At 75.3% G+C, this 12,417-nt stretch carries 7 protein-coding genes; 3 read left to right on the plus strand and 4 right to left on the minus strand.

Annotated elements, in window-relative coordinates; all coding sequences use genetic code 11:
* Positions 1–21: 21 nt before the first annotated feature.
* A complete protein-coding gene (locus ACQEVB_RS17800) occupies positions 22–1,236 on the minus strand; it encodes an FAD-binding oxidoreductase (RefSeq protein WP_432972334.1) in 1,215 nt (404 codons plus the stop codon).
* Between the two features lie 138 nt (positions 1,237–1,374).
* On the opposite strand from ACQEVB_RS17800, the gene ACQEVB_RS17805 reads away from it, so the two are divergent.
* The 3 genes from ACQEVB_RS17805 to ACQEVB_RS17815 all read left to right on the plus strand — a co-directional run bounded on the left by ACQEVB_RS17805 (position 1,375) and on the right by ACQEVB_RS17815 (position 9,033).
* Positions 1,375–4,365 carry an ATP-binding protein gene (locus ACQEVB_RS17805; protein WP_432972337.1) on the plus strand — a complete coding sequence of 997 codons (2,991 nt, stop codon included), beginning with the start codon at positions 1,375–1,377 and terminating at the stop codon, positions 4,363–4,365.
* Positions 4,366–4,510: 145 nt separating this feature from the next.
* Positions 4,511–7,138 carry a PEP/pyruvate-binding domain-containing protein gene (locus tag ACQEVB_RS17810; protein WP_432972340.1) on the plus strand — a complete coding sequence of 876 codons (2,628 nt, stop codon included), beginning with the start codon at positions 4,511–4,513 and terminating at the stop codon, positions 7,136–7,138.
* 155 nt (positions 7,139–7,293) lie between these two features.
* Positions 7,294–9,033, plus strand: a complete 1,740-nt coding sequence (locus ACQEVB_RS17815; protein ID WP_432972343.1) for a diguanylate cyclase — start codon at positions 7,294–7,296, stop codon at positions 9,031–9,033.
* Between the two features lie 3 nt (positions 9,034–9,036).
* Here the strand turns inward: ACQEVB_RS17815 and ACQEVB_RS17820 are convergent, their stop codons facing one another.
* The 3 genes from ACQEVB_RS17820 to ACQEVB_RS17830 form a co-directional block, all read right to left on the minus strand.
* Positions 9,037–9,825 carry a hypothetical protein gene (locus ACQEVB_RS17820; protein WP_432972346.1) on the minus strand — a complete coding sequence of 263 codons (789 nt, stop codon included), beginning with the start codon at positions 9,823–9,825 and terminating at the stop codon, positions 9,037–9,039.
* A gap of 99 nt (positions 9,826–9,924) precedes the next feature.
* Entirely contained in the window at positions 9,925–11,001 is a 1,077-nt protein-coding gene (locus ACQEVB_RS17825) for an Abi-alpha family protein (protein WP_432972349.1), read from the minus strand.
* A gap of 1 nt (position 11,002) precedes the next feature.
* Entirely contained in the window at positions 11,003–12,307 is a 1,305-nt protein-coding gene (locus ACQEVB_RS17830; RefSeq protein ID WP_432972352.1) for a hypothetical protein, read from the minus strand.
* Between the last annotated feature and the right edge of the window lie 110 nt (positions 12,308–12,417).

The raw sequence follows: 12,417 nt of genomic DNA on the forward strand, positions 1-12,417 counted from the left end.
CCTTGGGGGTGGGGGATCAGGTCACCGGAACAGGCCGTCGGGGTCCCACCGGGCGGTGACCGCCTGCAGCCTGCGGGCGTCGGCAGCGCCCGGGGTCCAGCGCGTGGGCCCGTCGGCAGCGCGGGTCGCGGCGACGACGGCGTCGGCCCAGCGGGCGGCGGCGTCGTCGGTGCCGACCTCGGCGTCGCGCCACTTCGCCAGCGCGTGGACCAGCCAGCGCCCTCGGTGCCCGCCCAGGCTCGGCGGGACGACGACGATCTCCGAGAGCGGCCCGGGCATGCGCGCGGCCGCGTCCTGCAGGTCCGACAGCAGCTGGTCGGTCGGCCGTCGCACCGACGCGCTCGCGTGCCGGGTGCGCGTCCCCGGCGGGTCGCCGGCGTCGAGCTGGCGCTGCAGCGCGACGTAGGGCACCGGGCCGACGGCGTCCACGAGCGGCGCCACCTCGGTGCGCAGCGGCCCCAAGACGGCCTGCCCGGCGGCGGGTCCGCCGAAGTACGCGGGGACGACGGCCAGCACCGGCCGGCCGACGACGTCCCCCGGCACGTACGGGGCAGGCGGGGCGTGCAGGAACGCGGCGGCCCCGCCGAGGTCGCCGCCCGACGCGGCGACCAGCTCGGCGAGCACCGCCAGCACCCGCGGGGCGGCCGCCAGCGGGTAGGCGAGCAGGCCACCGAGCACGAGCGGCGGGATCGGGTGCAGCCGGAACGTGAGCGACGTGACGACGCCGACGGTGCCGCCGCGCCCGCGCAGCGCCCAGAACAGGTCCGGTTCCCGCCGGTGGTCGACGGTGAGCACGCCGCCGTCGGCGGTGACGAGCTCGGCCTGCAGCAGGTTGTCGCAGCTGCGCCCGTGCCGGCCGGAGAGCCAGCCCTCGCCGCCGCGCAGGGTCAGCCCGGCCACTCCGCTGCTGCTGATCCGCCCGCCCGGCACCGCCAGCCCGTACGGCTGGGTCGCGCCGTCGACATCGGCCCAGGTGGCGCCGCCGGCGACGACGGCGGTGCGGGCGAGCGGGTCCACGGCGACGCCGCGCATCGCGGACAGGTCCAGGACGACCGCGCCACCGGTGTGGTCGGCCCGCACGGCGACCCGGAGCCCGTGCCGGCGGGCGAACCCGACGGTCGCCACCACGTCGGCCCTCCCGGCGGCCGAGACGACCGGGTCGGGACCGCGCACGACGCCCCGCACGAGCGCGCGCAGCTCGCCGGCAGCCGTCGTCGGGTACGGGGTGGGCGACACGGGATCTCCTCGGGGCGGGGTGCCCGAAGGGTTGCCCGCCGACCTTGCACCGGCGCGTCGCCGGCGTTTCACGGACCCGAAGAGGGGTGCGGTCGACCGGAAACTACGCTACAGCTGTAGTGAACCGAGGGGGCGGGGATGCAGGTCGACGTTCTCGGCACGGTGGAGGTCAGAGCAGGCGACACGCCGATCGTGATCGGCCGGACGTCCGAACGTGCACTGCTGGTCAGACTAGCTCTGGCTGGCGCCGTCGCAGTAGCCGACGAACGGCTGGTCGCCGATCTGTGGGGCGACGCCGACCTGGCGCGTCCCGTCGAACGGCTGCGGGTGCTCGTCTCACGGCTGCGGTCCAGCCTGGGCGGTGAGGCGGTGCGGCTCACCCGCACCAGCGCCGGCTACCGGCTCGACGCCACGGTCACCGATCTCGCCGGCGCCCGCACCGCCGCCGACCGGCTCGCCGCGGCGGCCCGGGCCGGCGACCACGTCGCCGCCCGCTCCGCCGCGCTCGACGCGCTCGGCCGCTGGCGCGGTCCCGCGCTCGCCGACCTGCGCGGCCTGCCGTTCGGCGCCGCCGAAGGAGCCCGGCTCGACGACTGGCACCGCGACATCACGATCGCCCACCTCGCCGCGGAGACCGGCCTCGGCGCCGGCCCCGAGCACGTCCAGGCCCTGCAGGCGCTGGCAGCCGAACACCCGCTGCACGAAGGCGTGTCGGTGCTCTACGCGACCGCGCTCTACCAGGCGGGACGGCAGGCGGACGCGCTCGCGCACCTCGCCCACCTGCGCCGCTCGCTCGCCGACGAGCTCGGCATCGACCCCGCCCCGGAGACGGCCGACCTGGAGCTGCGGCTGCTGCGCCAGGACCCGACGCTGCGCCCCGCACCGCCGGGCGCGGTCGCGGTGCGGGCACCGGTACCCGTACCCGTCGTCGCACCGGCCGGCAGCGTCTCCGCGATCATCGGCCGCGACAGCGACCTGGCCGCGCTGGCCGACATGATCGGGCGCGCCGGAATCGTCACGCTGGTCGGGGAGCCCGGTTGCGGGAAGTCCCGCCTCGCGGCGGAGGTGGCGGCGCGGGCCGCCGCCGGCGGCCGCACCGTGCACGTGCTGGAGCTGGCCGCCGTGCGCGCCCGGCCGGGCGTGGCCGAGGAGGCGGACGCGGACACCACGCTGCCCGCCGGTGCGGTCCGCGCCGCGCTGGTGCGCCTGCTCGACCTGCCCGACGACCCGGACGCCGCCCGCGACGGCGCGGTGGCGGCGCTGACCGGGGCGCTGCTGGTCGTCGACAACGCCGAGCACCTCGTCGATCAGGCCGCCGACGTCGTGGGGGACCTGCGCGACCTCGTCCCGGGCCTGTCGGTGCTGGTCACGTCGCAGCGCCCGCTGCTGGTGGAGCGGGAGGTGCAGCACCGGGTCCGCCCGCTGGGGCCCGCCGACGCCGCCACGCTGTTCCGGTCCCGCGCGGCCAGCTACGCCGACACCACCAGCGCCGCCGCGGAGGAGGAGATCGCCGTGATCTGCGCGGCGGTCGACGGGCTGCCGCTCGGCATCGAGCTCGCCGCCGGTCTGACGCGCGCGCTCACCGTGCGGCAGATCGCCGACCGCATCGACGACCGGCTGCGCCTGCTGGTGGGTGGCCGGCGCGACCGGGCCGGGCGGCACTCCAGCCTGCGTTCCGCGCTCGACTGGAGCTACGAGCTGCTCGACGACCAGGCCCGCCAGGTGCTGCGGCGGCTCGCCGCGTTCGCGGGCGGGTTCGACCTGGAGGCCGCCGAGATCGTGGCGGCCGGCGGCGCGGTCGAGTCCGGTGACGTCGCGCCCGTGCTGAGCGAGCTGGTCGACCGCAGCCTCGTCACCGTCAACGTCGAGACGGGCCGGCCCCGGTTCCTGCTGCTGGAGAGCGTGCGCGCGCACGCCGCCGCGCACCTCGCGGGGTCCGGCGAGGCCGCCGCCACCGGTGCTGCGCTGCTCGACTGGGCCGAGCGGTGGGTCGCCACGGTGGCCGCGGTCGACGACTTCGCCTCGGCCGAGTCGGTGTCGGCGGTGTTCGCCGAGTGGCCGAACCTGGCCGCGGCGCTCGACCTGGCCGCGGCCGACCCGCAGCTCACCGCTGCCGGACTGCGGCTGGCGAACGGTCTGCACACGCCGTGGGTGGTCAGGGCGTGGTTCGCGGAGGCGTCGCAGCGGTTCGCGGCGGTGGTCACCGCCAGGGACGCCGAGCCGGCCGAGCAGGTGCGGGGGCTGTCCAACCACGCGTTCCACGCGCTGATGTCCGGGCGGATCGACGTGGCGGCCGCCCAGCTGGAGCGGGCTGCGGCGCTGCTGCCGCGGATCGAGACGTCCGGTGCCGACGGTGACCTGGGCACGGTCGTGCGTCACCACCAGGGCATCGTCGCGATCGAACGGGGCCGGCTGCAGGAGGCCGTCCGCACGCTCACGTCGGCGCTCGCGGCCGCCGACGGTGGCACGCGCAGGTCGTCGATCACGGATGCGCTGGGCACGGCGCTGCTGTTCTCCGGCGATCCCGACGGCGCGCTGACCAGGTTCCGGGAGGCGATCGCGCTCGACGAGCACGCCGGTGACGAGCACCGACTGGCCCGCGGGCTGTCCAACGAGGCGAAGACGCTGGTCGAGCTGGGCTGCCTGGACGAGGCGGGTGCGCTCGCCGAGCGCTCCGACCACTACGCGCGCCGCCTCGACGACCGGCAGATCCTGCCCCTCAACGACCTGGTCCGGGCCGCCGTCGCGCTGCAGGTGGGCGACCTCGACGCGGCCGAGGCGAGCTGCCGCGCCGCGCTCGCCTACACCGAGACCGGGGCCAGCATGGCGCACATCGACCTCGCGCAGGTGCTGGTGCGCGCCGGCCGCCCCGAGGAGGCACGGCCGCTGCTCGACATCGTCTACCTCGACGCGCCCGTCGGGGGAGCACCGTGGCTGGCCGCCCGCGCCGTCTCCGCCGCGCTCGAGCTGGCGGCGGGGGACCGCGACGCCGCGCACGCCATCGCCGAGCAGACGGCGGAGGACTACGCGACGGCCGGCTTCGGCTGGCCCCGCTACGCCCGCGAGCTCGCCGCGGTGCGCCGCGCACTGGGCGCCGAACCGGCAGGCCGCGGGCCGCAGCACCACTGACCGCGAGTCGCGCGTTTGGGCTGGGCGAGTCGTGCGTTCCGCCGGGCGAGTTCTGCGTCCGGCCCGCCGATGTTGAGACATTCCTGAGGCCCCGACGGGTGCAGGTTTGCGCACGGCTCGGTGGACCGGCGAACAATGCAGATCCATGGGTTCCGTCGAATGGGTCCGCGGGTTCTCCGATCTCGGTCGTGGTGACGTCGACGTCGCCGGTGGCAAGGGGGCGAACCTCGGCGAGCTGGTCCGGGGCGGGTTCCCGGTGCCGCCGGGCGTGGTGGTGACGACGGCGGCGTACCGGGCGTTCGTCGCCGAGACGGGGATCGGCGATCGGCTGCTGGAGCTGGCCGCGGGCTCCGACCCCGAGGCGGCGTCGGCGCAGATCCGGGAGCTGATGGAGACCGCCCCGGTGCCGGACGCCCTGGCGAAGGAGATCACCGCGGCGGTGGCCGAGCTGGGGGACGGCCCGTTCGCCGTCCGCTCCTCGGCCACGGCGGAGGACCTGGAGGGCGCGAGCTTCGCCGGCCAGCAGGACACCTACCTCAACATCACCACGGACGGGCTGCTCGACGCGGTGCGCCGGTGCTGGGCCTCGCTGTGGACGGCGCGGGCGCTGGCCTACCGCGCCCGACTCGGCATCCCGCCGGCCGACGTCGCGCTCGCCGTCGTGGTGCAGCAGCTGGTCGCGGCCGATGCCGCCGGGGTCATGTTCACCGCGAACCCGACGAACGGGCGCCGCGGCGAGACGGTCGTGTCGGCCGCGTGGGGGCTGGGGGAGTCGGTGGTGAGCGGCGCGGTCACCACGGACGACGTCGTCGTCGACCCGGCGGCCGGACGGGTGCTCTCGCGCAGCAACGCGGACAAGGCCGTCATCACCGTCACCACCGAGGACGGCACCCGCGAGGAGGAGCTCACCGGCGCGCGCCGCACCGCAGCCGTCCTCGACGACGCCGCCGCCGTCGAGCTGGCCCGGCTCGGTGCGGCGATCGCCGCGCACTTCGGGGCGCCGCAGGACATCGAGTGGGCCCGCGCGGGCGGGACGTTCGCGATCGTGCAGTCCCGCCCGATCACCGCGCTGCCGGAGCCGGAGGGCCCGGTGCCGACCGAGTGGCCGGTCCCGGACAAGGCCCTCTACATCCGCGCGAGCATCGTCGAGCAGCTGCCCGACCCGCTCACGCCGCTGTTCGCCGAGCTCGTCGACGCGTCGGTGGGCCGCACCCTGCCGGCGTTGATGCGCGAGTTCCTGGGCACAGGCGCCGTGCACGACGGCGAGATCACCCTGCCGACGATCAACGGCTACGCCTACTACCGCTACGACCGCGCGCTCATGACCCGGCTGACGCTGCGCAGCGTGCCGGCCCTGCCGAAGCTCGGCACCGCCGGCCCGTCCCGCTGGCGCGACCACGCGCACCCGAGGTACCGGGAGATCGTCGCGACGGAGTCGGCGCGCTCGCTGCCCGACCTCGGCGACGCGGAGCTGGTCGAATCCGCCGTCACCCTGCTGGACGCGGGCACCGAGTACTACACCGCGGTGCAGACCATCATCCCGATCGCCGCGGGCAGCGAGGTGGTGCTCACGAAGTTCTACGACCTGGCCGTGCGCCGGCCCGGGGAGCCGGGGGCGGCGACGCTGCTGCTCGGGTTCGACAGCGCCCCGATCCGCGCCGAGGCGTCGCTGTACGACCTCGCGACCTGGACGCGGGAGCGGCCCGCGCTCGCCGACGCGCTGCTCGCCGGCGGGCCGGACGACCTCCCGCCGGGCCCGGACGCCGACGCGTGGCGGGCCCGGTTCCAGGCGCACCTCGACGCGCACGGCCACGCCACGTACAACATGGACTTCGCCAACGCCGTCCCGGCCGACGACCCGGCCCCACTGCTGGAGACGCTGCGGTTCTACCTGCGCGGCGGCGGCACCGACCCGCGGGAGCGCCAGGCCCGCTCCGCGCAGCGCCGCGACGAGCTCGCCGCGCGTGTGACGGCCCGGCTCGACCCGGCCCGGCGGGCCGTGTTCCGCACGCTGCTCGGCTGGGCCCAGACCACCGCCCCGCTGCGCGAGGACGCGCTGGCCGACATCGGGCTGGCCTGGCCGCAGATGCGCCGCGTGCTGCGCGAGCTGGGCCGTCGGCTCGTCGAGGCGGGCGTGATCGAGCAGGTCGACGACGTGTTCTGGCTGCGGCGCGCGGAGCTGACCGCGGGGGAGCCACGCACCGCGCAGGTCGCGGAGCGCAAGGAGGTGTGGCGCGGGCAGCGGCGGGCCACCCCGCCGCAGATGCTGCCGAAGGGCACCGTGCTGGACCGGTTCGAGAACTTCCTGCCCGCGGCGTCGACCGAGCAGACCGGCAGCGTCCTGAAGGGCACCGGCGCGAGCGCCGGGCAGGTCACCGCGCCCGCCCGCGTGCTCGGCGGCCCGGCCGACTTCGGCCGCATGCAACCCGGTGACGTGCTCGTCGCGAGCATCACCACGCCGGCCTGGACGTCGCTGTTCGCGATGGCCTCGGCCGTCGTCACCGACATCGGCGGCCCGCTCTCGCACAGCTCGATCGTCGCGCGCGAGTACGGCATCCCGGCGGTGCTCGGCACCGCCGTGGCCACCCGCCGGATCACCGACGGCGCCCGCATCCGCGTCGACGGCGACGCCGGCACCGTCACCCTCCTCGACGAGGCGGACGAGCCGCCGGCGCCGGCGCAGGCGGCGTCGGGTGTGCCGGGCTGGGCGGTCGCCGCCGCGGCCGGGCTGGCCGTCGCCGCCGCGGTGGCGCTGGCGCGCCGCCGGAGGTGACCCGGTCGATGCGCTGGCGATAGCCCATCCGGAGCAACCGCAGGTAGCGGGCGGGTGCCGCGAGTGTCGACGTTCGGCGCAGCGTCATACCTCTGGTGGTCCACGATCGGCGGTGGCATGCTTCCCCGCGCTCACCGAGCGTGGCGGGAGGAGACATGCGCGACGGCAGTTCCGACGGCCGATGGCCGGTCGGAACCCTCCTCGTGGCCATGGTCGCGACCGCCGCCTCGGTGGTGTTCTGCCGGGTCGTCGTGAACGCGCAGGCGCTGCCGGCGATCTCGCTGCCCAACGCCGTGGTGCTGGCCGCCCTGCTGATCGTCCCCCGTCGGGTGCTGCTGCGCACCGCGGTCGTGCTCGCCGTGACGTGCGTGACGACGGGCGTCGCGATGGGCGCCGCGGTGGTGCCGACCGCGGGCTCGACGATGATCAACACCGGGGTGGTGCTGCTCGCCGCGCTGGTGCTGCGGCGCGACCCGGCGTGGATCGAGGGCACCACGGAGCGCGCGTCGTCGTGGCTGCGGTTCACGCTGGTCGGGGCGCTCGTCCCGTTCACGCTGGGCGCGCTCGCGCAGTGCCTGTGGCGGTACCTGCTGCGCGGCGGCCCGGCGGAGTGGGAGCAGCTCGCGACCACCGCACTGACGTACGCGGCCACCAACGTGGTCGCCGCGCTGCTGATCGTCCCGGCCGTCCTGCGGCTGCGCCCGACCTACCTGCGGCGACGCCCGGCGGCCGAGCGTGAGGCCGAGCTGGCCTGGACGGTGGCCGTCCTCGTCGTACTGACGACGGTGCTGATGGTGCTGGACCAGCCGCTGCTGCTGATCCTGCTGCCCATCCCGCTGGTCGTCGCCACGGTGCGGCACGGCGCGCTCGGCGCGAACCTCGCGGCGCTGGCGGTGGTGCCGATCGTGATCGGGTCCACCGCGTCCGGGCACGGGCCGTTCGTCGCCGTGGCCGACGGGTCCCAGCCGGTGGGGCTGCTGTGGGCGCAGCTGTTCCTCGTGCTGCTGATGGCGACGGGGTTCGCCGTGCTCGCGACCCTCGACGGGCACGGTCCCGGGCACGCGTACCGGCGCGCCGTCGAGGAGGCGGGCGACCTCGTCGCGCTCGTCCACGCGGACGGCAGCGGGCCCGACGCCGACGGGTGGTGGTCGCGGATCCATCCTGCCGACCGGCCCGCGCTCCTGGAGGCCGTCGCGGCGGCGGAGCGGGACGGGTCGGCCGAGCGGCTCACCCGCGTCCGGCACGCGGACGGCAGCTGGCGCTGGTTCGACCTGCGCCTGCGCCCCGCCGCGGCGGACGACGAGGCCGCCGTCCTGGTCATCGGCCGGGACGTGACCGTGGCGCGGCTGCGCGAACTGCACCTCGAGGAGCGCAACCAGGAGCTGCTGGCGGCCGCCGGCACGGACCCGTTGACCGGCCTCGCCAACCGCAGGCGACTCGCCGAGGCGCAGGCCGCGTCGTGGGCCGCAGCCGCGGCCGCGCAGGAGCCGCTGTCGCTGCTCGTGGTCGACGTCGACCACTTCAAGTCCTTCAACGACCGCCACGGCCACGTGCGCGGCGACGCGGTGCTGGCCGCGGTGGCAGCGGCGATCGAGGCCGCCCTGCGCCGGCCCACCGACCTGGCCGCCCGCTACGGGGGCGAGGAGTTCGTCGTCCTGCTGCCGCACACGGACGCAGCCGGCGCGGCGCTGGTGGCGGAGGCGGTGCGGCAGAGCGTGCGCGGGTCCGGCATCGCCCACGAGACGAGCGCGACCGGTGCGGTCACGGTCAGCATCGGGGTGGCGACGGCCCGGCCGCGGCCGGGGGACGTCGACGACGGGTCCCTGCTGCAGGCCGCCGACGCCGCGCTGTACCGGGCCAAGCAGCGCGGCCGCGACCGCGTGGAGGTCGCGTGAAGCTCAGGAGGCCTCGGCCCGCACACCCAGCAGGCTGCCGTAGCGGCGACCGAGCTCAGCGCGGTGCGCTGCGACCCACGGGTCGTCGGTGTCGAGGTCGTCGAGGCTGATCAGCGCACCGGCCGGGCAGGCCCGGGCCGCGGCGAGCAGGGCCGTGGCGAAGTCGCGGCGGTCCCACGTGCGGGCGCCGGTGGCGACGGCCCTGGCCAGCAGCGCGGCCAGCCGCGGTTCCGCGCCGAGCAGCGGCGTCATGTCGATCACGCCGGTCGCGACCACCGGCGCGGTGCCGGGCGGCCCCGCCAGGATCGTCGCGCACGGGAGCTTCGGGCGGGCGGCGTCGGCGGCGCGCCGGAAGCGGGCGTTGCGGGTGGCGTCGGTGGGCGCTGCGGTGAGGTCGTCGAGCAGGCTCGCGGCCTCGTCGGGCAGCGCGGCGACGAGCGCGTGCGGGTCGAGGTCGGCGCGGCGCACCCGCACGTGCAGGCCCGGTTCGAGACCGAGCAGCTCGGCCGGGCGCCGTGCGGCGACCGGCCCGCCCGGCGTGACGACGAGCAGGACCGTGCCGATCGGTTCGGGACGCTGCGGGACGGTGCGGAGCAGGGCCGGCGCAGGGGCGATCGGCAGGACCGTGGTGCCGGCGGCCGCGACGGCCGGCCAGGGCCGCCGCGCGCCCGTGCCCACGCGGGGGCGCCGAACCCGGTGCGCGACCAGTGACGCCACGGTGATCAGGACGATGAGCAGGAGGAACGCCAGAGGCGCGCGCGGATCGTCGATCAGTGCCCGCAGCGCGTCCATTCCCGTCCCCCGAGGTCCCGTGCTCCCCCGATCGAGGGGTAGCTACGGGGAATGCATCGGGTGGCGGTATCGGAGCGTTACCTCGTTGGGCCGAACGGGCTAACGGGCGTCCGGTGGTAGGAGCTGCCGGGTCGTCTGTTCGTCCGATGGCCGGGTGGTGCGCTCATCCGCGGGCAGCAGCCCGCACATCGCGCAGAGGTTGGCGCCGAACGCGGTCAGCTCGATGCTGCGGCGCACCGTGACGCCGCCGCCGGCCTTCTTCATCGCCTCCTCGACCTCCTCCTGCGCCTCCAGGACGTCGTAGAGGGACTGGTCGGGGATGGGCTCGCGGGAGAACCAGATGAGCCCCAACCGGAACATGTTGTTCAGGTAGGCCGGCACCCGGTCGACGTGCGCGCACCCCGCGTAGCGGCCGATCATCGTGATCCCCGGCGCCACCAGCTGCGACCCGACGCCGAACGGGCGCTTCGTGCGCACGTCGACGGACGGCTGCGGGCCGCGCTCGGCGAACAGGCGGAGGATCCGGGCCTCGTCGGGCGCGAGCTCCGACAGCAGCCGCACGTAGGCGGGGTGCCCGGTGTCGGGGAAGGTGACGTCGGACGACGCGTCGAGCAGGGCGCGCATCCGGTCGGGCAGGCTGATCTGCGGCTCGTTCCCGTTCAGGACGATGCGGTCGCGCAGCTCCTTGGGCATGGGGTCGGGCTCGTCGGCCACGCCGAGCAGCTCGCGCAGCGAGTGCTTGGCCTCCGTGCCCAGCTGGTCGAGCAGCACGTGCGCGGACTGGCCGGAGATCGCGCCCTGCACCACCACGCTGCCGAGGTGCAGCGACGCGTTGACCGTCCAGCGGTTGGTGCGCCACAGCAGCTCGCCGGTGACCTTCGCGATGTCCGGCACGGCGCGCACGACCCGGCCGACGGTGACGGTGTCGAGCAGCTCGCCGCTGACCACCGCCGTCTCGGCCGTGTCGACGACGGTGCCGACGGTGCGGTCGATGGCGGTGCTGACGGCGTCGCCGATCGGGCCGCCGATCGCGGCGCCCACGGAGTCGCCGAGCAGGCCGACCGCGCGCCCGAACAGGCCGCGGCGGCGGGCCGGCTCGGCGGCGACCGCGCGGTGCCCGTTGACGCGGGCCGGGTCGGCGGGCCGGACGGTGACGGCGTCAGGCGGCAGATCCATCTCAGGCTCCGAACACGATCAGGTGCGCGAACCCGGCCAGGATGCCCAGCGCCGCCCCGTGCAGGATGAGCAGCCACTCGTCCTCCTTGATCGCCGAGCGCAGCATGTCGGCGAAGTCGGAGGGCGGCATCGAGCGGGTCTTCTCCGCCACCAGGTTACGGATCCGGGTGGTCTGCCTCGCGTTGAACTCCTCGTCGAGCAACGAGGCGCTGGCCACCTCGGTGGCCTCGGTGACGGCGTAGCGCGACATGGTGTCGTAGGCCTCGCGGCCGATCGCGGCCTTCACCGGCACCCGCGCGACGCCGACGGCGCGGTCGACGACGGGCCGCATCAGGTTCTCGATCATCTTCCGGGTGCGGTCGCCGCGCGGGCCGTTGAACAGCTCGTAGCCGATGTTGTTGAGCGACACGATCCGCTCGGAGATGATCCGCGCCCACACGTCGGCGACCTGGCGCTGCCGTTTGATGAAGAGGCCCTGCAGCGTGTAGAAGCCCAGCCTGACCGGCCGCACCGGCTCGAAGATCACGGTGATGGCCAACCAGTTGGTGACGTAGCCGATGATCGCGCCGCAGAGCGGCACGACCCACCACTCCGGGTAGACCATCGTGAGCAGCAGCAGCGGGATGCCCAGGATGAACCCGAACACGAAGCCGAAGTGGATGATCAGCCGCAGCTCCCGCTCGCCCATCTCCTGGAAGATCATGTTGGCGAGGGTGGGGTCCTCCTCCATGTAGCCGATGACCATCAGCTTCACGTCGAGGAGCTGGTCGATGTTCTCGCCGATCTCGCGGGTGAGGTCGTAGACGATCCGCGGCAGCTGCGCCTCGACGCGCGCGTGGATGGCCGTGCGCACGCTGGGCGGCACGTTCGCCCACAGCATCGGGTAGTGGGTGCGCATCAGCCGGTCGATGATGCCGTCGATCTCGGCGCGCGAGGTGGTGAGGATGTGCTCGGCGATCGCGGTGGGGTCGAGCTGCTCGTAGAACTCGGTGGGGGTGCCGAGCTTCGTCAGGCCCTTGTCGACGGCGATGCTGCCCATCTTCGCCGCCCGCGACGGGATGATCCCCTGCCAGCCGAACCTGCCCTGCGCGAGCCCGATCGGCACCTCGAGCACCTTGCGCGGGAAGAACTGGGCGAGCACCTTCATCCCGGGGACGCGGACGCCCTTGAACGAGATCGGGTAGAAGAGCATCAGGACGCCGGTCCAGTTCGTGATCCACCCGATGACGCCGGTGAACAGCGGCACCGACAGCTCCTTGATCCAGCCTTCCGCGTGGACCAGCGGGAAGATCGACGACCAGTCCATCCAGATGCACACCCCTATGGCCCGGACCGGTCGGAAGAGATCGACACGGTAACTGTGGGGGCGCCCGCACGCAATCTCGTCGGCAGCTCCCCGCGGTAGATGTTGGCACG

The sequence above is a fragment of the Pseudonocardia sp. CA-107938 genome (genome assembly GCF_050936315.1).
Taxonomy (GTDB): Bacteria; Actinomycetota; Actinomycetes; order Mycobacteriales; family Pseudonocardiaceae; genus Pseudonocardia.

What these genes read in the sequence shown, in the direction of transcription:
- ACQEVB_RS17815 (WP_432972343.1), top strand. Translation starts at nt 7,294, where the DNA reads ATGCGCGACGGCAGTTCCGACGGCCGATGGCCGGTCGGAACCCTCCTC.
- ACQEVB_RS17830 (WP_432972352.1), bottom strand. Translation starts at nt 12,307, where the DNA reads ATGGACTGGTCGTCGATCTTCCCGCTGGTCCACGCGGAAGGCTGGATC.
- ACQEVB_RS17825 (WP_432972349.1), bottom strand. Translation starts at nt 11,001, where the DNA reads ATGGATCTGCCGCCTGACGCCGTCACCGTCCGGCCCGCCGACCCGGCC.
- ACQEVB_RS17810 (WP_432972340.1), top strand. Translation starts at nt 4,511, where the DNA reads ATGGGTTCCGTCGAATGGGTCCGCGGGTTCTCCGATCTCGGTCGTGGT.
- ACQEVB_RS17820 (WP_432972346.1), bottom strand. Translation starts at nt 9,825, where the DNA reads ATGGACGCGCTGCGGGCACTGATCGACGATCCGCGCGCGCCTCTGGCG.
- ACQEVB_RS17805 (WP_432972337.1), top strand. Translation starts at nt 1,375, where the DNA reads ATGCAGGTCGACGTTCTCGGCACGGTGGAGGTCAGAGCAGGCGACACG.